We start from the raw sequence: 21,051 nt of genomic DNA, 5'->3' as shown, positions 1-21,051 counted from the left end.
CGAACCTGACGAGGAGTGGCTCATGACCGACATCAATGTGAATCGCGGTACATTCGACGAAGTAATGGTTCCGGTGTTCGCGCCGGCCAGTTTCGTGCCCGACCGGGGCCGCGGCTCGCGCGTATGGGACACCGAAGGCCGCGATTACGTCGATTTCGCCGGCGGCATCGCGGTGACGGCGCTGGGCCACGGCCATCCCGAATTGCTGAAAGTGCTGCACGAGCAGGGCGAAAAGCTCTGGCACATCGGCAATGGCTACACCAACGCGCCGGTGTTGCGCCTCGCGAAACGCCTGACCGATCTGACGTTCGCCGATCGCGCATTCTTCGCGAACTCGGGCGCGGAAGCGAACGAGGCGGCGCTGAAGCTCGCGCGCCGCTATGCAATCGACAATCACGGCGACGACAAGATCGAGATCATCTCGTTCACGCAGTCGTTCCATGGCCGCACGTTCTTCACAGTAAGCGTCGGCGGCCAGCCGAAGTACGCCGAAGGTTTCGGCCCGCAGCCGCAGGGCATCCGTCATCTGCCGTACAACGATCTGCCGAAGGCGCTCGAAGCCATCGGCCCGAAAACGTGCGCGGTCATCGTCGAACCGGTGCAGGGCGAAGGCGGCGTGCTGCCCGCCGATCCCGCGTTCCTGAAGGGTTTGCGCGAAGCGTGTGACAAGCACGGCGCGCTGCTCATTTTCGATGAAGTGCAGACCGGCGTCGGCCGCACGGGCACGTTCTACGCGTACATGCAATACGGCGTGACGCCCGACATCCTCACGAGCGCGAAGGCGCTGGGCAACGGCTTCCCGATCGGCGTGATGCTGACGACGAACGAGATCGCCGCGCATTTCAAGGTCGGCGTGCACGGCACGACGTATGGCGGCAATCCGCTGGGCGCGTCGATCGCGGAGAAGGTCGTCGAACTCATCAGCGATCCGAAGCTGCTCGAAGGCGTGAACGAGCGCAGCCGCGCGATCAAGGCGCATCTTGAGCGTCTGAACGAGCGCTTCGGCATGTTCAAGGAGATTCGCGGGCGCGGTCTTCTGATCGGCGCGGAACTGAACGACGCCTACAAGGACCGCGCGAAGGACGTGCTCAATGCGGCGGCGGCGAACGGCGTCATCATGCTGATCGCCGGGCCGAACGTGCTGCGCTTCGCACCGTCGCTCATCATGCCGATGGCCGATCTCGACGAAGGTTTCGCGCGCATCGGCAAGGCGATCGAACAGGTCGTCGGCGCCGCCGCCGTCAAGTGACCCACAGGACCCGATGATGCTATTCGTCCGTCCCGCAAGACTCTCCGATCTCGACGAGCTCGAACGGATGGCGCGCGCAGCGCTTCCCGTGCTGCACTCGCTGCCGCGCGACAGGCGCGCGCTCGAAACGCGCGTCGCGCTGTCGGAAGACTCGTTTCGCGCCGAAGTCGAATTTCCCGGCGAGGAGTTCTATCTCTTCGTGCTCGAAGATTCGCAAACGGGCAGGCTGCTCGGCACGTCGAGCATCGTCGCGTCTGCGGGCTATTCCGAGCCGTTCTACGCGTTTCGCAACGACGCGCTGATCCACGCGTCGCGCGAGCTCAAGGTGAACCGCAAGATCCACGCGCTCACGATGTCGCATGAACTCACGGGCAAGAGCCGCCTGACGGGTTTCTACATCGATCCGTCGCTGCGCGACGAAGCGAACGAAGCGGCGGCGCATCTGCTGTCGCGCGCGCGCATGATCTACATCGCCGCGAACCGCAAGCGCTTCTCGGGCGAAGTCTTTTCGCTGATGCTCGGCGTCACCGACGATACCGGCGCGTCGCCGTTCTGGGATGCGGTCGGGCGCAAGTTCTTCGGTCGCGACTTCGAGCAGGTGGAGTCGGAATCGGGCGGACGCAGCCGCACGTTCATCGCGGAAGTGATGCCGAGCTATCCGCTCTATGTGCCTTTGCTGCCCGGCGAAGCGCAGCGCGTGCTCGGCGAGCCGAACGAAGGCACGCTGCTCGCCTACGACATCCATCTCGAAGAGGGCTTCGAGCCGGATCGCTTCGTCGATATCTTCGATGCGGGCCCGGTGCTCACGATCGCCGTCGGCAAGAGCGCATCGGCGAGTTCGAGCGAGCTGCGCACGGTGCGCGATGGCGCATCCGAAAGCGGTGCGCCGTATATCGTCGCGGCGGGCGGGGCGCATGAGTTCCGCTGCATCGCCGCCGGTCTCGCGGGCACGCGCGCCGACGGCGCCGCACTGACCGCCGCCGCGCGCGCCGCGCTCGGCGTGGAGGACAAGGACACGGTGCGTTGCGTGCCGTTGCATCAGGCATCGGGAGAATTGCAATGATCGTCGTGCGTTGCACGCAGCCGGGCGATGTCGATGCGCTCGTCGCGCTCGCCCAGGAAACGGGTCCGGGACTCACCACGTTCAAGCCGGATCGCGATGCGCTCGCGGCACGCGTCGAACGTGCGCGCCGCACGCTCGATGGCGATGCGCAAGCCTTCGAAGCGGGCTATTTCTTCGTGATGGAAGACACCGCGACGGGCGACGTCGCGGGTGTGTGCGGCATCGAAACGGAAGTCGGGCTGGAGCAGCCGTTCTACAACTATCGCGTGTCGACGGTCGTGCATGCGAGCAAGGACATGGGCGTCTGGACACGCATGTCGCTGCTCAACATCTCGCACGATCTGACCGGTTATGCGGAAGTGTGCTCGCTGTTTCTGAGCCCGCGTTACCGGACGGCCGGCGTGGGCGGTTTGCTGTCGCGTTCGCGCTTCATGTTCATCGCGCAGTTCACGGATCGCTTTCCGCAGCGTTTGTGCGCGGAATTGCGCGGCCATTTCGACGAGAACGGCGAGTCGCCGTTCTGGAACGCGGTCGGCTCGCACTTCTATCAGATCGATTTCAACGAAGCGGATTACCTGAGCTCGCATGGCAAGAAGTCGTTCGTCGCCGAGCTGATGCCGCGCTATCCGGTGTATCTCGATTTGCTGCCCGATGCCGCGCAACGCGCGGTCGGCGTCACGCACAAGGACACGACGCCCGCGCGCAAGATGCTCGAAGCCGAAGGGCTGCGTTACGAGAATCACGTCGATATCTTCGATGCGGGCCCCGTGCTCGAATGCCATACGGCCGATTTGCGCACGGTGCGCGAGAGCGTGCTTGCCCGCGTGCGCATCGGCGATCGCACGGAGACGGACAGCAACGCGAAGAGCCTCGTATCGAACACGCTGCTCGAAGACTTCCGCTGCGGCGCGACGACGGGCGCGGTCGAGAACGGCGCGTTCCTGCTGACGGCGGAAGAAGCCGCCGCATTGCGCGTGAAGGAAGCCGATGACGTGCGCGTGCTGACGTCCTATCCGCGAGCAAAATGAATGAGAGAGAACATGGATATTTCGAACCAGTTGTATATCGGCGGCGCCTGGCAGGAAGGCAAGGGCGCGGCGTTCGCATCGCGTAATCCGGGTTCCGATGAAACCGTATGGCAAGGCCGCAGCGCGTCGGCGGAAGACGTGGATCGCGCGGTGTCGTCGGCGCGGCGCGCGTTCGCTTCGTGGTCCGCGCTTTCGTTCGACGAGCGCGTCGCGATCGCCAAACGCTTCGCCGCGTTGCTGAACGAAAACAAGGACGCGCTCGCGAGCGCGATCGGCCGCGAGACCGGCAAGCCGCTGTGGGAAGCGCGCACGGAAGTCGCATCGATGGCGGCAAAGGTCGATATCTCCGTGCAGGCATATCACGAGCGCACCGGCGAAAAGCGCGCGCCGATGGCCGATGGCGTCGCGGTATTGCGGCATCGTCCGCATGGTGTCGTCGCCGTGTTCGGGCCATACAACTTTCCGGGGCACTTGCCGAACGGGCATATCGTGCCGGCGCTGATCGCGGGCAATGCCGTCGTGTTCAAGCCGTCGGAACTCGCGCCCGGCGTCGCGGCCGCGACGCTCGCGCTATGGATTCAGGCCGGATTGCCCGCGGGCGTGCTCAATCTCGTGCAGGGCGAGAAGGATACCGGCGTCGCGCTCGCGAATCACCGGCAGATCGACGGGCTGTTCTTCACCGGCAGTTCGGACACGGGCACGCTGCTGCACAAGCAGTTCGGCGGCCGTCCCGAGATCGTGCTCGCGCTGGAGATGGGCGGCAACAATCCGCTCGTCGTCGCGAACGTCGAAGATATCGATGCAGCCGTGCATCACACGATCCAGTCGGCGTTTCTGTCGGCGGGGCAGCGTTGCACGTGCGCGCGCCGTCTCTTCGTTCCCGACGACGCCTTCGGCGAGCGTTTCATGCAGCGCTTCACCGAGGTGAGCGCGAACATCGCCATCGGGAAATTCGACGATCAACCGCAGCCGTACATGGGCGCCGTGATTTCGGCGCGCGCGGCGGCGCGCCTCGTCGATGCGCAGACGCGTCTGATCGAAGCAGGTGCGAAGCCGGTGCTCGAAATGACGCAGCGCGCGGCGAACCTCGGCTTCGTGTCGCCCGCGATTCTGGACGTGACGAACGCCCGCGACGTGCCCGACGAAGAGCACTTCGGCCCGATGGTGCAGATCACGCGCTACAGGACTTTCGACGAAGCGATCGAGCGCGCGAACGACACCGCCTTCGGCCTCTCCGCAGGCCTGCTCGCCGACGACGAAGCCGCATGGAAGCACTTCCAGCGCGCGATCCGCGCGGGCATCGTCAACTGGAACCGGCCGACCAACGGCGCATCTTCGGCGGCGCCGTTCGGCGGCATCGGACGCTCGGGCAATCAGCGGCCGAGCGCGTACTACGCGGCGGACTATTGCTCGTATCCGATGGCGTCGGTGGAAAGCGCGCAATTGCAGATGCCCGCGAGCGTATCGCCGGGACTCACGTTTTAAGTACGGGAAATGACCATGCAGGCATCGAAAGCATACGAGGCGAACTTCGACGGATTGGTCGGCCCGACGCACAACTACGCGGGACTTTCGTTCGGCAATGTCGCGTCGCGCAGCAACGAGAAGTCGGTGGCGAATCCGAAGGCCGCGGCGAAGCAGGGCTTGCGCAAGATGAAGCGGCTCGCGGATCTCGGTTTTCAGCAGGGCGTGTTGCCGCCGCTGGAACGCCCGTCGATCAGGCTGTTGCGCGATGTCGGCTTTTCCGGCGACGACGCCAGCGTGATCGCGCGCGCCGCGCGCGAAGCGCCCGAACTGCTCGCCGCGGCAAGCTCCGCATCGGCGATGTGGACCGCGAACGCCGCGACCGTGAGCCCATCGGCGGACACGGAAGACGGCCGCGTGCATTTCACGCCCGCCAATCTCGCGGCCAAGCTGCATCGCGCGATCGAGCATGGCGAAACGCGCCGCTCGCTCGGCGCGATCTTCGCCGATGAAGCCCGCTTTCGCATTCATCACGCGCTGCCCGGCACGCCCGCGCTCGGCGACGAAGGCGCGGCGAACCATACGCGCTTCGCTCGTGAATACGGCGACAAGGGCGTCGAGTTTTTCGTGTATGGCAAGAGCGAGTACGGTCAGGGTCCGCAGCCGCAGCGCTATCCCGCGCGTCAGACGCTCGAAGCGAGCCGCGCGGTCGCGCGTCTGCATGGCCTGTCCAATGACGCAACCGTGTTCGCGCAACAATCGCCTGACGTGATCGATGCAGGCGTGTTCCATAACGACGTGATCGCGGTCGGCAATCGCACGACGCTCTTTTGCCACGAGCGCGCGTTCGTCGATCAGCACAAGGTCTATGACGAGTTGCGCACGAAGCTCGACGCGCTCGGCACGCCGTTCACCGCGCTCGAAGTGCCGGAAAGCGAAGTGAGCGTGGAAGACGCGGTGTCGTCGTATCTTTTCAACAGCCAGTTGCTGTCGAGTACGGATGGCAGGCAACTGCTGATCGTGCCGCAGGAATGCCGCGAAAATGCGCGCGTGGCGGCTTATCTCGATTCGCTCGCGTCGCGCAAGACGCCTATCGACGAAGTGCTCGTTTTCGATTTGCGCGAGAGCATGAAGAACGGTGGCGGCCCGGCGTGTCTGCGTCTGCGTGTCGTGCTCGATGAAGCCGAGCGCGCCGCGGTCAATGCGCGCGTATGGATGAACGACGCGCTCTTCACCCAGCTCGATGCGTGGATCGACAGACACTATCGCGACCGACTCGCGCCCGCCGATCTCGCCGATCCGAAGCTGCTCGCGGAATCGCGCGCGGCGCTCGACGAACTGACGACCATCCTCGGACTCGGTGCCGTCTATGACTTCCAGCGCTGATTCATCCCTGCTCGACGATTTCCTCGCTTTCACGCTCGAAGGCAGGCGTCCCGTGACGAACGCTGGAACCACGCCGTCCGGCGTGCGCTGGACATGGCAGGGCGAAGGCGTGCTGCTGCTCGAACCTGCGCGGGAAGCGACGCACAGCGTGCTCGTATCGGCGGGCATTCATGGCGATGAAACCGCGCCGATCGAGATGCTGTCGCCGCTCGTCGCGGATATCGCGCATGGCCGCGCGCCGCTCGCCGCGCGTGTGCTGGTCGTCCTCGGGAACATCAGCGCGATGCGCGCGGGCGATCGGTATCTCGACGACGATCTCAACCGCCTGTTCAGCGGCCGTCATGCGCGTTTCGAGAAGAGCCGCGAAGCACCGCGCGCCGACGAACTGGAGCGCGCCGCGCTGAACTTCTTCGCTGCCGTTGAGCATTCGAAGTGGCACATCGATATGCACACGGCGATCCGCGCATCGGTGTTCGAGCAGTTCGCGCTGTTGCCGCACACGGGCGCGCCGCTCGCACGCGCGATGTTCGACTGGCTGCGCGATGCGCGTCTGCAAGCCGTGCTTTTGCATCGCGAGAAGGGCAATACCTTCACGCACTTCACCGCCGAGAAAGCGGGCGCGCTCGCGTGCACGCTGGAACTGGGCAAAGTGCGGCCGTTCGGGCAGAACGACCTCGCGCGCTTCGCGGCGTCGGATGCGGCTTTGCGCCGTCTGATCGCGGGCGAGGCAGCCACGGAGCAGACGCCGTTGCGCGTGTTCACGGTCGTTGCGCAGATCGACAAGCAAAGCGAGCACTTCGTGCTGAATGTGGCGAGCGATGTGCCGAACTTCACCGCATTCTCCGCAGGCACCGAACTCGCGCACGACGGCGACTATCGCTATCGCGTGTCGCACGATGAAGAACGCATCGTGTTTCCGAATGCGAAGGTCAAGCCGGGGCTGCGCGCTGGCCTGATGGTCGTCGATACGACCGAATCGACGCTCGCCTCTCTCGATTGAATCCGGTTCGCACGCGCTACAATCGCGCCCCGGTGTCGGGTGCGAATGGGGAATTTTGTGCCGCATGCTTCATCGGATGTGCGAAGCCGCATCATGACACCAGAATCGAACCGCAACGGAAGGAGATGGAAGTTGAAGAAATCGTATCTGGTCGGTCGCAAGTTCGCCGCGTTCGCAGTGCTGGGCGCCACTATCGTCACGGGCGTCGCGGCGTTCAATGCGCAAGCAGCCGGTAACATCAAGGAACTGCGCTTCGGCGTTGAAGCGTCTTATGCGCCGTTCGAATCGAAGTCGCCGAGCGGCGAGTTGAAGGGCTTCGATATCGACATCGGCAACGCGGTGTGCGCGAAACTGAAGATGAAGTGCGTGTGGGTCGAGAATTCGTTCGACGGCCTCATTCCCGCATTGCAGGCGCGCAAGTTCGACGGCATCAATTCGGACATGACGATCACCGACAAGCGCAAGGTCGCGATCGACTTCACGGACCCTATCTATACGATTCCCAATCAGTTGATCGCGAAGAAGGGCAGCACGATCCAGCCGAGCGTCGATGGTCTGAAGGGCAAGCGCGTGGGCGTGCTGCAAGGCTCCATCCAGGAGACCTACGCGAAGGCGAAGTGGGCGCCGGCGGGCATCGATGTCGAGTCGTATCAGGCGCAGGACCAGATCTACGCGGACCTGGCGTCGGGCCGTCTGGATGCGGCGTTCCAGGATGCCGAAGCGGCGTCGAAGGGCTTTCTGAAGCAGCCGCAGGGCGCGGGTTTCGCGTTCGCGGGACCGGCTGTGTCGGATGACAAGCTGCTGGGTTCCGGCGTGGGCTTCGGCGTGCGCAAGAACGACAAGGCGCTGAAGGAATCGCTCAATCGCGCGTTGAAGGAACTGAAGGACGATGGGACCATCGATCGCTTCGCCCAGAAGTACTTCGATGTGAAGGTGGTGTTGAAGTAAGGCGGCGGTGTTGAAGGTTGGGTTTGTTGCCGGATCCCGTTTTCGCGTCGGTTTATTAGCGTTGCCCCTGTGCGGGGCGGCACCTACTTTCTTTGCTGCTGCAAAGAAAGTAGGCAAAGAAAGCAGCTCGTTTAAGCCCGCGGTCACACGCAGTTTGGCCATGCTTGCCAGCCCGCGGTGGCACTCGCCTAAGTGTCGCCCCCAAAGGCCCAACCGGGCTTGGCTCGCGCACGGTCTGTCGCGTCGCATCGCTTGCGTCATTGGTTCAGCACCAAATGGCTCCGGCCCGCTTCGCGGCCGACGGGTCAATCGGGTCTGCTTCTGCTTCTGCTTCTGCGCTTCTCTTTTCTCGTCGGTTTCCTTCGCATACCCAACGGCAGCGCGTAGCGCTGTGCCGGCGCTATTTCGTGCTGAACCAGCGCGTTCAAACAACTCGCTCGTCGGACCGTGCGCGGTCCAAGCCCTTATCTGCTTGTGGGGGCACTCGCTACTGCCGGGCCATTAGGTCAATCGCCTGTGCCGCGGCCGGTGTGAAGTGCTTAGGCTGGGGATAGCTGTTTCTTTGGTTACTTTCTTTGCAGCAGCAAAGAAAGTGACTGCCGCCCCGCACAGGGGCAGTGCTAATAAACCGACACGAATACGGGATCCGGCGTACACCGCCCCCCAAAAAGGCCGCCGCCTCGCTCAACTCGACGGCGCAATCACCACCGTACAAGTCGTCCCCGCGCTCAATAGCACCCCCTCCGGCACGTCATCGATATGCAAGCGCACCGGCACGCGCTGCGCCAACCGCACCCAGTTGAACGTCGGATTCACGTCGGCGAGCAGTTCGCGGCTTTGCGGATTGTCGCGGTCATAAATCCCGCGCGAGATGCTCTCCACATGCCCCTTCAGCTCGCCGCCGCTCATCAGGCGAATCGACGCCTTGTCGCCGATACGCACGTGCGGCAGCTTCGTTTCCTCGAAGTAGCCGTACACCCAGAACGAATGGCTATCGACGATCGCGAGCTTCGCCGCGCCCGCCGTCGCATAATCGCCGCGGAACACGTTCAGGTTCGTCACATAGCCATCCACCGGCGAAAACACCTTCGTGCGCTCGAGGTTGAGCTTCGCGGCGTCGAGCACGGCCTGCGCCTGCTGCAACTGCGCTTCGGCGGTCGATGCGGTCTGCATCGCGTTCTCGCGCGCTTCCTTCGACACGACCTGGCTGTCCATATCGGCGCGGCGCGCGGCATCCGCACGGCGCATGCGCAGTTCGGCCGCGCGCGCCGCGACGCTCGCCTGCGCCTGCTCGACCGCGATCTGATAGTGCGACGGATCGATTTCCATCAGCAGATCGCCTTTCTTCACGAGCTGGTTATCGCGAACCGGCAACTGCACGACCGCGCCCGACACATCCGGCGCGACATTGACGACATCCGCGCGCACGCGGCCATCGCGCGTCCACGGCTCGTCCATGTAATGCACCCACAGCACGCGCCCGATGATGAGCGCGACCGCGAAGATGGCGATCGTCAAAACGAGTCCGATTATTTTCCGAAGAATCATGATGCAACTCTTTGTTCAGCTTGGATGAAAGTGACGCCGCTCATCGATACGCGACGAGCCCGAGCGTGCCGCAGATGCACACGAGCAGACTTGCCCGAAAGAGCGCCGGATGCCAGACCACACGATAGAGCCCCGTCAGCGAGAGCACCCGATCCACGACCCACGTGATCATCGCGCCCGCGATGAAGAGCAGCAGGATCGTCGGCACATAGGCTTCGAGGATCGCGACATTACGCGGGAACATGGGGCGCTCCTTCGGGCGTGGGTTTTTCGGCGGGCGCGAACTGCGCGAACGGAGATTCGTGATCGAGCAGCGCAGTGCGGATGAAATGCAGATGGCTCGCGATGCGCTGCAACCGGTGTCTGTCTTCACGCGGCCGATCGGCCGACGCGAGCAGCGCTTGCGTATCGGCGATCGCACGTTCCGTCGCGGCGAGCGCGGCGTCGAAGCGCTTCGCCTGTGGCCGATCGAAGAGGCGCGCGACAGCATCGAGCGTTGCGTCGATCGGACGTCGGCATGACATCGGCTCGCGCGGCAGCGCCGCCATTTCGTGCCGCAAGTCGATCACCGCATTGCCGAATTCGAGCACCGCGAAGAGCCATTGCAGCGCGTCGCGTTGCAAATCGGCGCGGCCGTTGGCGAGCGCGTTGATCTGCGAGAGCAGATCGCGCGTGCGGCTCTCGAAGTGCGTCGTGAGACTGGCGAGCGGTCCGCGGCGCGCGTTCACGACTTCGCGCCGCAAGTCGCCGAGCAGCAAATGACGCAGCCACGGCGCATCGGTCGGCAGGAGCACGGCGAAGGCGATCGCCGCGACGATCATCGACAGCACGAGCGCGAGCGCATCGTTCATGAAGCCGGTCGGATCGTAGTGGACCAGATTGTCCGGCCCCGCAAGAAAGCAGAAGAAGATGCAATAGCCGATGCCCACGCCCGCGAGCGTGCGCCGCGTGCTCAGATACGCGCCGAGCAGCAGCGCGGGCGCGAGCGCGGCGCACATCATCGCGAAGCCGTCGATATGCGGAAACACGCCGAACACGACGATCATGCCGACCACGCTCGCGAGCATCGTGCCGATCGCCATTTGCGCCGACATGAGCGTCGGGCGCGGCGAGGACGATGCCAGCGCGCACACGGCCGCGGCGTTGAGCACCATCGTGCCGCCGCTCGGCCAAGCGGTTTCGATCCAGAATGCGGAGAGAATGAACATCACCACCGCGCCGCGCAGGCCCGAGATGGCCGCCGCGAGCAGGTTGGTCTTCGGCACGTAGCGCGCGATCCAGCGCTCGCGTTCGTGCGACGGCGATGTCAGCGACGCATACGTTTCGGCATACGCGAGCATGTCGTCGACGAAGCGGTAGAGCAGTTCCGCGGCGGTATCGAATTCGAGCTGCGCGAAGTCCGGATTCGTTTCGAGCGAGACACGCGCCGCGCGCACGCGCTTCGGCAGCGCGGCCTTGTAATCGCGCAACTGCGCGGCGGCGTGCGCGGCATCGGCGGCGTTGCGCACCGGCTCGCCCGACAGCGACAAGAGCGGCGGCACTTCGCGAAAGAACGGTTCGAGCGCGGCGATGGTCGTCGCCGATGCGTTCTCGCGTAGCCGGTTCATCAACTGATGCAGCGCGTGAAAGCGCGTCGACGCGCTCATGAATTCGCTGTTCAGACGCGCGAGCCGCCCGCCGCGCATACGCGACTCGGGATTCTCGAACACGGCGACACTGCGCGCAGCCTCGAAGCCGACGATATCCGACACGAACGCCAGGTTCGTCCGCTCGATCTGCGCGCGTTCCATGTTGCCCGACAGCGCGCGGCACACGTAATCGACGAACTGCGTGAAGCGCCGGCGCACCGTCGTCTTGACCTGCTCGCCCGCATGCTGCGGAAAGATGAGCGCGCTCACCGCGCCGGAACACACGATGCCGAGCGTCACTTCGCCGACGCGCGTAAGCGCCGACAGATACGCGGCCTCCGGATGCTGCGCCGCCGGAATGCCGATCAGCGCGGCTGTGTAGCCCGCGAGCACGAAGCCGTACGAGCGAAAGTTGCGGTTGCGCGCCGCTCCCGCCGTGCAGATGCCGACCCACAGCGCCGTCGCGGACAGAAACAGCACCGGCTGCTGCGAAAACAGGCTGATGAAGACCATCATCACGACGAGGCCGACCATCGTCCCGCAGAAACGATAGAAGCTCTTCGCGAGCACCATGCCGCTCTGCGGCTGCATCACGACGAACACGGTGGTCATCGCGGTGCGCGGCTGCTGCATGTCGAGGCGCATCGCGATCCACAGCGCCAGGAGCGCAGCGAGCACGGCCTTGAAGATATAGACCCACGCGAGACCGTCGGTGCGCGCCCAGTCGAGCAGGGCCAGCCTGAGCGACGGACGTTCGATGAGCGTAGCGGGCGTCGACATGCTCAGTTGCCCGCCTTGCTGAACGGTCCGATGTGCTTCGACGGCGCGAGCGCGGTCTGTTCGGGCCCGTTCGAAGGATCGTCGATGCCGCCGCCGAGCGCCGACGTGAGCGTCGCGTAGGACGCGAGCCGTTGCGCGCGCACGCGTGCCTGTCCGTCCTGCGCCTTGAGCAACTGCGTCTGCGCGATGAGCACGTTCAGGTAGTCGGTGAGACCGCGCTTGTAGCCTGCGTTCGCGAGATCGTAGTTCTTGCGCGCGGCGGCGACGGAGCGGCCGCACGCTTCGAGCTGTGTGTCGAGCGAATGCACGCGCACGACCTGATCGGCGATGTCCTTGAGCGCCGCGACGAGCGTCGCGTTGTAGTGATCGACGGCCTGATCGTATTGCGCCGATGCCGCGCCGAGCTGCGCGCGCAGGCGTCCGCCTTCGAAGATCGGCAGCGAGATCGCCGGGCCGAAGCTGTAGCCCGACGCATCGCGCGTGAGGAAGCTCAGCAGCGCGCCGCCCGCGAACGCCTGCGTCAGAGAAGCCGCGAGATTGATGTTCGGATAGAAACCGGCCTTCGCGACATCGATGCCGCGCGCCTCTGCCGCGACCAGCCAGCGCGCCGCGACGATATCGGGCCGATGCCCGACGAGTTCCGCCGGCAGCGCGGAGGGCAGCGGCAGCGGCGTCGCGAGCGAGAGCGCCGGACGCGTGAGCGCTTCGCCCGCGCCGGGACCGTCGCCAGCGAGCGCGGCCAGTTGATTGCGCGCGAGCTGGATTTCTTCCTTGTAGACATCGACCTGACGCTCGTACTCGGGCAGCGGCGCTTCGGCCTGGCTCACCTCGAGCTGCGTGCCGAGGCCGCCTTTCAGACGCCGCCGCGCGAAATCCGCGATGCGCTCCTGCTGCGCGAGCGTGTCCTGCGCGATATCCAGCAGCGCGAACGACTGCGAGAAGCCGATGTAAGCGCGCACGACGTTCGTCTCGAGTTCGAGCTGCGCGGCGCGCGCATCGGCGGCGCGCACATGAGCGACGTCGAGCGCGCGTTCGGCGTTGTTGTCGTCGCGATGCCAGAGATCGAGGTTGTAGGACAGCGAGAGGGCGGCGGTGTTGTCCCAGGTGGTCGTATCGGCGTAAGGACCGGGGCCGTAGAAATCGTTATTGGGCCAGTTCTTGCGCGACACGCTCATCGCGCCGTCCACGTGCGGCAATAGCTCGGAGCGCGCGACGCCCGCCTGCTGCTGCGCCTCGCGCACACGTGCGGCCGCCATCGCGAGCGTGGGACTGCCGTTGGTCGCGCGCGAGATCCAGGCGTCGAGTTGCGGGTCCTCATAGGCGCGCCACCATTGCGCCTCGGGCCATTGGGCGTCGGCATTGGCGGCGCGAATGGCGCTGCCGACATCGAGCGTCGCTGCGTCCTTGAGCGAATCCTGCGGCGCGTTCTTGCCCGTGCTCGCGCACCCGGCAATTGTTAATATCGCTGTAAGAACGACGGCACAAGCAGCGCTTTTGGACACGCGTCCTCGCACGATTCACTCCCAAATTCGAATTAGATTCAAGGGAGTAATTATATTTTTGCGCGGATTGTCGAATAACCCGTAAGGATGCAAAGCATTCTTACGATACTTGTGATAATCGTTGTTACGAGCCGTGCAACAATTCGATCCACGAACAGTTCTTGAAGACGGAAAAGCGCCATGGACACGCTCCAGAACATGCGCGTATTTGTGCGGGTCGTCGAAGCGGGCAGCTTCACCGCGGCCGCGCAGCATCTCAATACGACGACGGCCTACGCCTCGCGGGCCGTATCGGACCTCGAAGCGCATCTGCGCGCGCGCTTGCTGAATCGCACGACGCGGCGCATCGCGCTCACCGAAGCGGGCGAGCGCTATCTGCAACGTTGCGAGCAGATTCTTGCCTATGTCGATCAGGCCGAAGCCGAAGCCGGCGACGCCCACGCGCGTCCTTCCGGCAAGCTCAAGGTCCATTCGATGACGAGCTTCGGCCAGCACTACATCGTGCCGATGATCTCGCGCTATCAGCAGCGCCATCCATCGGTGCAGGTCGATCTGACGCTCGCGCAACGGGTGCCGGACCTGCTCGACGAAGGCTATGACGTGTCCGTCGTGCTCGCGTCCGATCTGCCGGATTCCGGACTCGTTTCGGCGCGGCTCGGCTCGGTGTACAGCATTGCGTGCGCTTCGCCGGCCTATATCGAGCAGTACGGCGCGCCGCACGTGCTTTCCGATCTCGTGCGCCATACGTGCCTGCATCTGATGACGCCGGTGTTTCCGCCGGATCGCTGGGTGTTCGACGGCCCGAACGGACAGGAGACGGTGAGCCTCGGCCCGTCGACGTTCACGGTGAACGTCGCCGAGGCGATGGTCGTGGCGATCCGCGAGAGTATGGGCATCGGCGTGCTGCCGACGTCGTCCGCGCTTCCCGGTCTGCGTGCGGGCACGCTCGTGCGCGTGTTGCCGCAGTACACGATGCAGGAGCTGAATGTCTACGCGCTCTATCCGTCGCGCCAGTATCTCGACGCGAAAATCCGCACATGGGTGGAGTTTCTGCGCGAGGCGCTGCCCGACACGCTCGCGGCGGACGCGGAATCGTTGAAGGAATTCGTCGTCACCTGAAGTTACGGGCGCTCAGTTACGAAAAAAGCCGCGCCGCAACACTTGCTTACGCACGATATGCCCGCAGCTTGGTACTTTCTGCACTGGTTCCATCGCACTTTTAATCGGGATAGGTCACATGAGTACGCCACTTCTGCTCGCACTCGCAGCGCTTCTGGTGCTGATCGCCGTTCCGGCGTCGCGCGATTTCTTCAACGACATGCGTGGCCAATCGGAGCGCAACGCGAAGCGGCGTCTCGTGCCGGTGCGCATCGACGACGATCGCGATGCGCGTCTACGCCGCATGCGCGACCCATACGATCGCTGAAGTTCAGAGCAGCGTTTCGAGCGGCTCGATGAGTCGCGGTTCGTCGTTGGTCGCACGATTCACATCGCTCGATACGCGATGCCACACGAAGTGCGACGCCGGCACGCCGTCGGCTTTGACGAGCGCCGCGAGATCCTCGAGTGACGCGGCGGGATCGAGCCAGCGTCGCGCGACGGCGGGCGAGAACACGAGCGGCCGGCGGTCGTGCACATCGATCAGGCCTTCGTCCGCCGCGGCCGTCACGATGACGAAGCCCGCGCCGGGCGCCGCGGCATCTTCGTCGCGCATGATGCTGGTGAGCGCGGCGAGGTACATCGGCTCGCCGTCCGCGCGCTGAATGAAATACGGCTGCTTGAAGGGCTTCGCCGCCGGATCTGCCGGGCGCGGCTCGATACGCCATTCGAACCAGCCATCGGCGGGCACGAGAATGCGTGCCTTCTTCCACAAGTGTTTGAAGTAGGCGCTCGTCGCCGCGGTCTCGACGCGCGCATTGATGGTCTGCGGCAACTTCTTCTGGATGGCCCACGGCGGGCAGTAGCCCCAATGAACTGCGCGGATCGTTTCGTCGGGATAGACGGCGAGCGGATGCGTACCGGGCGAGAGGTTATAGCCGGGACGCCTGTCGGCGGCGTCCACGAGCACGAACGGATTTTTCAGATGCAGGCGCTGCGCGTAATGCATCGGTAGTCGGTACTGGCTGATTCGGCCGCACATGGCGTTCCTCCGCAAAGTCCAACACGGTTCCGTGCTTCCTGATTCGTTGCCGCGCTATATCTCGACGACCTTGTCCCACGCGAACTCGGGATTCTCCCACTCCTGGCGGCGCCGGCTGAAATAGCCGCGCGGATTGCACACGACCCGCGTGCCCTCGACGACGTAATCGAACGATGTATGCGTATGGCCGTGAATCCACAGCGATACCGGCGCACGCGCGAGCGACGGCAGATGATTGACGAAGCCCGCCGACACGAGATCTTCCGCATAGCGCGGCGCGAGGCTTGCGCGCATCGGCGCGTGATGCGTGACAACGATGGTCTGTCCCGTGAACGGTTTCGCGAGTTCACGTTCGAGCCACGCGCGCGCCTGTTCGTGCAACGCGAGCGAGTCGTCGGGCGCGAACTCGCGGTGCTCGCCGTCCGGCTCGGGCCACGCGAGCTGGATCAGGCCTTTGTAGTCGAGCATGACCTTCGTGCACGCCTCCTTGGCGTTTTCGATGTCCGCGTCGCCGGACCCGAACAGCGCGAAGTCCGTCCAGAGCGTCGTGCCGAGCACGCGCCACGCGCCACGCCGATCCACCAGCGACGCGTTGTTCAGATAGTGCACGTTGTCGACGCTGCGCGCGGCGTCCTGCATCGCCGCTTCCATTGCGCCGAACTCGGCGTCGTAATACTCGTGATTGCCGGGCACGTAGATGATAGGGACATCGGAACCGAAATTTTCTGCAGCCCAGCGCAAACCTTCGGCGTGGTTGTGAATGTCGCCCGCCAGCACGACGAGATCGGCCTCGGCGTAGGGAATCGCCAGCGGCTCGTCGCATTCGAGATGCAGGTCCGACAGCACGCGAATCTTCATGCGATGTTCTCCTTCGCGAGCGCCGCGCTCCAGCGCACGACCTTGCCGGGATTCATCAGATTGTCCGGATCGAGCGCGGCCTTGATCGTCTGCATGAGGCGCACTTCGACCGGCGACTTGTAGTGCATCGCTTCATCCACTTTCAACTGACCGAGACCGTGTTCGGCGCTGATGCTGCCGCGATGCCTGTGCACCTGGTCATACACGAGCGCGTTGATCGGCGTCTGGAATTCGTCGAGGAACCGCTTCGCATCGACGCCTTCGGGCGCCTGCACGTTGTAATGCAGATTGCCGTCGCCGAGATGGCCGAACGTCACCATGCGCACGCCGGGCACCGTGTCCGCGATGATCGCATCGGTTTCGTCGATGAAGCGGCCGATGCTCGAAATGGGCACGGCGATGTCATGCTTGATGTTCAGACCTTCCTCCGCCTGCGCAAGCGGAATATGCTCGCGCAAACTCCAGAACGCCTGCGACTGCGCGAGACTTTCCGCGACGACGGCGTTTTCCGCGATGCCTTTTTCGAGCGCGTCTTCCATCAGCCGTTCGAACAACGTGCGCGCGTGCGTCTCGCTTTCGCTGTCGGAGAGTTCGAGCAGGACGGTCTGCCCGTGCGGCTCGTCGAACGGATAGCGCAATTGCGGGAAATGCTTGCCGACGAGGCGCATCGAGAAATCGGACATGAGCTCGAAGCCGGTCAGCAGCGCGCCTGCATGATGCTGCGCGAGCGAGAGGAAATCGAGCGCGGCGTGCGGCGACGCGAGCCCGGCCAGCGCCGTGACCTTCGCGACCGGCGCGGGATGCAGCTTCATGACCGCAGCCGTGATGATGCCGAGCGTGCCTTCCGCGCCGATGTAGAGATCGCGCAGATCGTAGCCGGTGTTGTCCTTGCGCAGCCCGCGCAGGCCGTCCCAGATTTCGCCCTGCGGCGTCACCACTTCGAGTCCGAGGCACAGCTCGCGCGTGTTGCCGTAACGCAGCACGCCGGTGCCGCCCGCGTTCGTCGATAGATTGCCGCCTATCGTGCAACTGCCTTCGGCGGCGAGACTCAACGGGAACAGCCGCTGCGCACTGGCGGCGCGCGCCTGGATCTCGGCGAGCACGACGCCCGCTTCGACGGTCATCGTATTGTTGTGCGGATCGACGCCGCGAATGCGATTGAGCCGCTTCAGGCTGATGACCGCCTGCGCGCCGCTCGTATCGGGCGTCGCACCGCCGACGAGGCCGGTGTTGCCGCCCTGCGGCACGATCGCGATGCGATGCTCGCGTGCGAGCCGCACGACTGCCGCGACCTGCGCCGTATCCGCGGGCAGCAGCACGGCGCATGCGTCGCCGCGATAGCGCTTGCGCCAGTCGACGAGATAGGGCTCGGTATCGTGGGCGCCGGTCAGGACATGCGGCGCGCCGAGAACGTCGGCGCAGGCGGCGATGAAAGCTTCAGTTGCGGTCATGGGCAGATCAACAAAATTTCGATGGAGCGTAGTGCACAGTATCGCGCAGGCACGCGGCGCGCGATCCTCGTCCGAATGGCATAGGCCTGCGCGTCGGACGGCGTTTCGTGCTACAAAGCATCACGTCTGCACGACGTATGCATCAAAAAAGCGGGTGATTCAGCTTTTTTTCGAACGTGCGTTCAGCCGGGCGGCACGTTTGAATGGCGCGACATACGCGAGCGCGCAGACGAAAAACGCGAGCGCGAGTAGCGCTTCGAGCCAGGCGAGCGAAGCGGAAAGACCCGCATCCGTCATGCCGCGCACGACGCCTTCGGCCAGATAGAGAAGCACGAGCATCGACGCCCATTGCAGCGTGTAGACGTTCTTGCGAGCGACGCCCGGCAGCGCGCACGCCAGCGGCAGCGCCTTCAACGCGAGCGCCCATGCGCCCGGCCGCAGCGGCGCCAGCCAGAGCTCCCAGACGAGCGTGAGCACGATCAGCGCGGCGAGGCTCGCAAGCGCGGCCAGCGCGAACGCGGCGTTCGATCGCGCGTTGATGGCGGCGGGCGCGTTCATTGGCCGGTTCATGCCGAACGGGCGCCGCGCACGAGATTGAGCGCGGTGCGCGCGAGCCGTGCCCCGAGCGCGATGGCGAGCGCCTTCTCGTCGGCGGAAATGCCGTGGCGCTGGTTTTCGTCGCCGCCCGCGCGCGCGTGGTGCGACGCGCCGTAAGGCGTGCCGCCGCTTTGCGTCGTGGTGAGCCGCGACTCGGTGTATGGGATGCCGACGATCATCATGCCGTGATGCAGGAGCGGCAGCATCATCGAGAGCAGGGTGCTTTCCTGGCCGCCGTGCAGACTGCCGGTCGACGTGAAGACGCTGGCGGGCTTGCCCGACAGTGCGCCGGAAAGCCACTGCGGCGTCGTGCCGTCGAGGAAGTATTTGAGCGGCGCGGCCATGTTGCCGAAGCGCGTGGGCGAGCCAAGCGCGAGACCCGCGCATTCTTCGAGATCGCGCAACTCGGCGTACGGCGGGCCGTCGGCGGGAATGTCGGGGTGAGTGGCTTCGCAGACGGTGGAGACCGGCGGCACCGTGCGCACGCGCGCTTGCATGCCGGGCACGCTGTCGACGCCCTGGGCGATCGCAAGCGCAAGCTCGCGGGTCGCGCCGTGGCGGCTGTAGTAGAGCACGAGGATGTCGTTCATAAGGCTTTTTTAGTGAACGGCTATTATAGGTATTGGGTGATTTTCGTGGCGAGACGCGGCGTGGAGCGTGCGGGCCGCCACGACGGGAGAATGCGTTTGCAGCACGTTTCCATCGATCTCGCGGCGGTCAAGCGCCTCGCCAGTTTTGTCGCGCGACGCATCGGCGAAGATCGCGTCGCGCAAGTGGCGGGCAGCCTCACGTTCACGAGCGTGCTGTCGATCGTGCCGCTCGCCACCGTCGCCTTCGCGCTCTTTACTGCGTTCCCGATCTTCGGCTCGTTCCAGGCATCGTTGCAGGATTTCCTCGCGGTGCACCTGATGCCGCCGCAGATCAACGACCAGATTTTCAAGTATCTGAACCAGTTCGCGTCGAAGGCAAAGGGGCTCACGACCGTCGGCATGATCATTCTGTTCGTGACTTCCGTCATGACGATGATGACGGTCGAGTCCGCGTTCAACGTGATCTGGCGCGTGAAGAAGGCGCGTCCGTTCGCGCAGCGCGTGCTCGTCTACTGGTCGATCATCACGCTCGGGCCGATTCTCTTCGGCTGCAGCCTGTCCATCTCCTCCTACGTGTTCGCGCATTCGGTCGCGTTCGCGGGCTCGCACAACCTGATGCCGCCGATCGTCGAATGGGCGCTGACGGGCGTGTCGCTGCCGCTCACGGCGCTCGCCTTCACGATCATTTACGTCTACATGCCGAACTGCAAGGTCGAATGGCGCGATGCGATCGTTGGCGGATTGATCGCGGCGGTCGCGTTCGAGCTCGGCAAGCGCGGCTTCGGCTATTACGTGCGGCGCATTCCGACCTATACCGCCGTCTACGGCGCGTTCGCCGCGCTGCCGGTGTTCCTGTTGTGGGTCTATCTGTGCTGGATGTTCGCGCTCGTCGGCGCGATGGTCACGTCCGCGCTGCCCGCCATTCGCACGGGCCAGTACCATCGGCGCGATTTTCCGGGCAGCGATCTGCTCGATGCGCTCGAAATCCTCGCGCGGCTCGTCGAGGCACGCGACGAAGGCAAACCCGGCCACACCGCATTGCAGCTTTCCAGCATGGCCCGCTGCGATCTCGATACGTCGACGCGCCTGATCGCACGGCTCGATGCGCTCGGCTGGATCGGCCGGCTGGAGGATTCGCGCACGCCGCGTTATGTGCTGATCGCCAATCCGAGCCAGATCACGGTGACGATGCTCTTCGAGCAGTTCGTCATCGACCGCGCCGAGCTGGAATACCAACTGAAGCTCGACGCGGCGCAGGTCGATTGCGCCGCGCTCATGAGCGCGCTGGAAAATGACAAGCTGGAGATCACGCTCGGCTCGCTGATCGCGGCGCGCGTGTCGGCGCTTACGAGCGCGCGCCCACGCGAGTCGCCGCGCTCGTCGATGCCGGGGCAGCCCGCGTGAGCGCGTGCCGGGCGTCGATCACAGAGAGATCTTGCCGACGCAGATGTCCTTGAACATCACCCAGTCGCCCATCAGGCTGTAGACCGGATGGCGAAACGTAGCGGGGCGGTTCTTCTCGAAAAAGAAATGGCCGATCCACGCGAAACCGTAGCCGCAGACGACGGCCGCGGGCAGCCAGAGCCAGTCGCCGGTCGCGATCGTCATCGCGACGCAGCCGATCACGCCGAGCGAGCCGATGAAATGCAGCCTGCGCGAAACCAAATCTCGATGTTCGTCGAGATAAAAGGGATAGAACTCGGCGAAGTTCGCGAAATGTTCACCGTGTGCGGTGTGCGCCATGACGGCCTCCCTGATGATGCATGCCGGTGTCGTTCGGGCGATGCGCGCCTGTCTGACGATTCACCAGCAAGAACCA

Annotated in this window: 20 protein-coding genes; 10 read left to right on the top strand and 10 right to left on the bottom strand. The window is 64.6% G+C overall.

What is annotated here, in order from left to right; all coding sequences use genetic code 11:
* The first annotated feature begins 22 nt into the window (after positions 1-22).
* The 7 genes from ACEN42_RS09600 (at position 23) to ACEN42_RS09570 (ending at position 8,138) form a co-directional block, all read left to right on the top strand.
* Complete coding sequence (locus ACEN42_RS09600; RefSeq protein ID WP_371879796.1) at positions 23-1,249, top strand: aspartate aminotransferase family protein; 1,227 nt, start codon at positions 23-25, stop codon at positions 1,247-1,249.
* A gap of 16 nt (positions 1,250-1,265) precedes the next feature.
* Positions 1,266-2,312 carry an arginine/ornithine succinyltransferase subunit alpha gene (aruF, locus tag ACEN42_RS09595; RefSeq protein WP_371881102.1) on the top strand — a complete coding sequence of 349 codons (1,047 nt, stop codon included), beginning with the start codon at positions 1,266-1,268 and terminating at the stop codon, positions 2,310-2,312.
* On the top strand, positions 2,309-3,340 hold the full coding sequence (gene astA, locus ACEN42_RS09590) for an arginine N-succinyltransferase (protein ID WP_238210353.1): 1,032 nt from the start codon (positions 2,309-2,311) through the stop codon (positions 3,338-3,340). The genes aruF and astA overlap by 4 nt, the downstream gene beginning before the upstream one ends.
* Before the next feature lie 12 nt (positions 3,341-3,352).
* Positions 3,353-4,825 (top strand): succinylglutamate-semialdehyde dehydrogenase, encoded by a 1,473-nt coding sequence (gene astD / locus ACEN42_RS09585; RefSeq protein WP_371879795.1) that lies wholly within the window; start codon positions 3,353-3,355, stop codon positions 4,823-4,825.
* Positions 4,826-4,840: 15 nt separating this feature from the next.
* Positions 4,841-6,190: an N-succinylarginine dihydrolase gene (gene astB, locus ACEN42_RS09580; protein WP_371879794.1), complete on the top strand. Its 1,350-nt coding sequence runs from the start codon at positions 4,841-4,843 to the stop codon at positions 6,188-6,190.
* On the top strand, positions 6,174-7,190 hold the full coding sequence (gene astE, locus ACEN42_RS09575; RefSeq protein ID WP_371879793.1) for a succinylglutamate desuccinylase: 1,017 nt from the start codon (positions 6,174-6,176) through the stop codon (positions 7,188-7,190). Before astB ends, astE begins: the two co-directional genes overlap by 17 nt.
* A gap of 132 nt (positions 7,191-7,322) precedes the next feature.
* Positions 7,323-8,138 (top strand): ABC transporter substrate-binding protein, encoded by an 816-nt coding sequence (locus ACEN42_RS09570; protein ID WP_371879792.1) that lies wholly within the window; start codon positions 7,323-7,325, stop codon positions 8,136-8,138.
* Positions 8,139-8,822: 684 nt separating this feature from the next.
* Here the strand turns inward: ACEN42_RS09570 and ACEN42_RS09565 are convergent.
* The 4 genes from ACEN42_RS09565 to ACEN42_RS09550 are packed head-to-tail and all read right to left on the bottom strand — an operon-like array spanning position 8,823 to position 13,608.
* Positions 8,823-9,686, bottom strand: a complete 864-nt coding sequence (locus tag ACEN42_RS09565) for an efflux RND transporter periplasmic adaptor subunit (protein ID WP_371879791.1) — start codon at positions 9,684-9,686, stop codon at positions 8,823-8,825.
* 40 nt (positions 9,687-9,726) lie between these two features.
* Positions 9,727-9,930, bottom strand: a complete 204-nt coding sequence (locus ACEN42_RS09560; protein ID WP_035503388.1) for a DUF1656 domain-containing protein — start codon at positions 9,928-9,930, stop codon at positions 9,727-9,729.
* Positions 9,917-12,094, bottom strand: a complete 2,178-nt coding sequence (locus ACEN42_RS09555) for an FUSC family protein (RefSeq protein ID WP_371879790.1) — start codon at positions 12,092-12,094, stop codon at positions 9,917-9,919. The genes ACEN42_RS09560 and ACEN42_RS09555 overlap by 14 nt, the downstream gene beginning before the upstream one ends.
* A 2-nt stretch (positions 12,095-12,096) precedes the next feature.
* The gene (locus ACEN42_RS09550; RefSeq protein WP_371879789.1) at positions 12,097-13,608 is read right to left on the bottom strand and encodes an efflux transporter outer membrane subunit; all 1,512 of its coding nucleotides are present in this window, start codon (positions 13,606-13,608) and stop codon (positions 12,097-12,099) included.
* A 168-nt stretch (positions 13,609-13,776) separates the two neighbouring features.
* Here ACEN42_RS09550 and ACEN42_RS09545 point away from each other — a divergent pair, with 168 nt between their 5' ends.
* Both ACEN42_RS09545 and ACEN42_RS09540 read left to right on the top strand, forming a co-directional pair.
* The gene (locus tag ACEN42_RS09545) at positions 13,777-14,715 is read left to right on the top strand and encodes a LysR family transcriptional regulator (protein WP_187604975.1); all 939 of its coding nucleotides are present in this window, start codon (positions 13,777-13,779) and stop codon (positions 14,713-14,715) included.
* Between the two features lie 118 nt (positions 14,716-14,833).
* Positions 14,834-15,022, top strand: a complete 189-nt coding sequence (locus ACEN42_RS09540) for a hypothetical protein (protein ID WP_371879788.1) — start codon at positions 14,834-14,836, stop codon at positions 15,020-15,022.
* 3 nt (positions 15,023-15,025) lie between these two features.
* Here ACEN42_RS09540 and ACEN42_RS09535 read toward each other — a convergent pair whose 3' ends face one another.
* From ACEN42_RS09535 to wrbA, 5 genes are all read right to left on the bottom strand, one after another.
* Complete coding sequence (locus ACEN42_RS09535; RefSeq protein WP_187604973.1) at positions 15,026-15,736, bottom strand: SOS response-associated peptidase; 711 nt, start codon at positions 15,734-15,736, stop codon at positions 15,026-15,028.
* Positions 15,737-15,790: 54 nt separating this feature from the next.
* Positions 15,791-16,594, bottom strand: a complete 804-nt coding sequence (locus ACEN42_RS09530) for a metallophosphoesterase (protein ID WP_371879787.1) — start codon at positions 16,592-16,594, stop codon at positions 15,791-15,793.
* Positions 16,591-18,045, bottom strand: a complete 1,455-nt coding sequence (locus ACEN42_RS09525) for an FAD-binding oxidoreductase (RefSeq protein ID WP_371879786.1) — start codon at positions 18,043-18,045, stop codon at positions 16,591-16,593. Before ACEN42_RS09525 ends, ACEN42_RS09530 begins: the two co-directional genes overlap by 4 nt.
* Positions 18,046-18,204: 159 nt before the next feature.
* Positions 18,205-18,603 carry a DUF2069 domain-containing protein gene (locus ACEN42_RS09520; RefSeq protein ID WP_371881101.1) on the bottom strand — a complete coding sequence of 133 codons (399 nt, stop codon included), beginning with the start codon at positions 18,601-18,603 and terminating at the stop codon, positions 18,205-18,207.
* 8 nt (positions 18,604-18,611) lie between these two features.
* Entirely contained in the window at positions 18,612-19,232 is a 621-nt protein-coding gene (gene wrbA, locus ACEN42_RS09515) for an NAD(P)H:quinone oxidoreductase (protein WP_238210369.1), read from the bottom strand.
* 96 nt (positions 19,233-19,328) lie between these two features.
* On the opposite strand from wrbA, the gene ACEN42_RS09510 reads away from it, so the two are divergent.
* Complete coding sequence (locus ACEN42_RS09510; protein ID WP_371879785.1) at positions 19,329-20,636, top strand: YihY family inner membrane protein; 1,308 nt, start codon at positions 19,329-19,331, stop codon at positions 20,634-20,636.
* An 18-nt stretch (positions 20,637-20,654) separates the two neighbouring features.
* Here ACEN42_RS09510 and ACEN42_RS09505 read toward each other — a convergent pair whose 3' ends face one another.
* A complete protein-coding gene (locus ACEN42_RS09505) occupies positions 20,655-20,975 on the bottom strand; it encodes an Mpo1-like protein (RefSeq protein ID WP_371879784.1) in 321 nt (106 codons plus the stop codon).
* Positions 20,976-21,051: the final 76 nt, after the last annotated feature.

This window comes from Caballeronia sp. S22 (genome assembly GCF_964261745.1).
Taxonomy (GTDB): Bacteria; Pseudomonadota; Gammaproteobacteria; order Burkholderiales; family Burkholderiaceae; genus Caballeronia; species Caballeronia jiangsuensis.
This window is presented reverse-complemented; position numbering and strand designations above follow the sequence as displayed.

Excerpts from the sequence above, each read along its gene's own strand:
- ACEN42_RS09520 (WP_371881101.1), bottom strand. The coding sequence starts at position 18,603 with ATGAACGCGCCCGCCGCCATCAACGCGCGATCGAACGCCGCGTTCGCG.
- ACEN42_RS09555 (WP_371879790.1), bottom strand. The coding sequence starts at position 12,094 with ATGTCGACGCCCGCTACGCTCATCGAACGTCCGTCGCTCAGGCTGGCC.
- ACEN42_RS09565 (WP_371879791.1), bottom strand. The coding sequence starts at position 9,686 with ATGATTCTTCGGAAAATAATCGGACTCGTTTTGACGATCGCCATCTTC.
- wrbA (WP_238210369.1), bottom strand. The coding sequence starts at position 19,232 with ATGAACGACATCCTCGTGCTCTACTACAGCCGCCACGGCGCGACCCGC.
- astA (WP_238210353.1), top strand. The coding sequence starts at position 2,309 with ATGATCGTCGTGCGTTGCACGCAGCCGGGCGATGTCGATGCGCTCGTC.
- ACEN42_RS09540 (WP_371879788.1), top strand. The coding sequence starts at position 14,834 with ATGAGTACGCCACTTCTGCTCGCACTCGCAGCGCTTCTGGTGCTGATC.
- astE (WP_371879793.1), top strand. The coding sequence starts at position 6,174 with ATGACTTCCAGCGCTGATTCATCCCTGCTCGACGATTTCCTCGCTTTC.
- ACEN42_RS09535 (WP_187604973.1), bottom strand. The coding sequence starts at position 15,736 with ATGTGCGGCCGAATCAGCCAGTACCGACTACCGATGCATTACGCGCAG.
- astD (WP_371879795.1), top strand. The coding sequence starts at position 3,353 with ATGGATATTTCGAACCAGTTGTATATCGGCGGCGCCTGGCAGGAAGGC.
- ACEN42_RS09560 (WP_035503388.1), bottom strand. The coding sequence starts at position 9,930 with ATGTTCCCGCGTAATGTCGCGATCCTCGAAGCCTATGTGCCGACGATC.
- astB (WP_371879794.1), top strand. The coding sequence starts at position 4,841 with ATGCAGGCATCGAAAGCATACGAGGCGAACTTCGACGGATTGGTCGGC.
- aruF (WP_371881102.1), top strand. The coding sequence starts at position 1,266 with ATGCTATTCGTCCGTCCCGCAAGACTCTCCGATCTCGACGAGCTCGAA.
- ACEN42_RS09525 (WP_371879786.1), bottom strand. The coding sequence starts at position 18,045 with ATGACCGCAACTGAAGCTTTCATCGCCGCCTGCGCCGACGTTCTCGGC.
- ACEN42_RS09600 (WP_371879796.1), top strand. The coding sequence starts at position 23 with ATGACCGACATCAATGTGAATCGCGGTACATTCGACGAAGTAATGGTT.
- ACEN42_RS09545 (WP_187604975.1), top strand. The coding sequence starts at position 13,777 with ATGGACACGCTCCAGAACATGCGCGTATTTGTGCGGGTCGTCGAAGCG.
- ACEN42_RS09530 (WP_371879787.1), bottom strand. The coding sequence starts at position 16,594 with ATGAAGATTCGCGTGCTGTCGGACCTGCATCTCGAATGCGACGAGCCG.
- ACEN42_RS09505 (WP_371879784.1), bottom strand. The coding sequence starts at position 20,975 with ATGGCGCACACCGCACACGGTGAACATTTCGCGAACTTCGCCGAGTTC.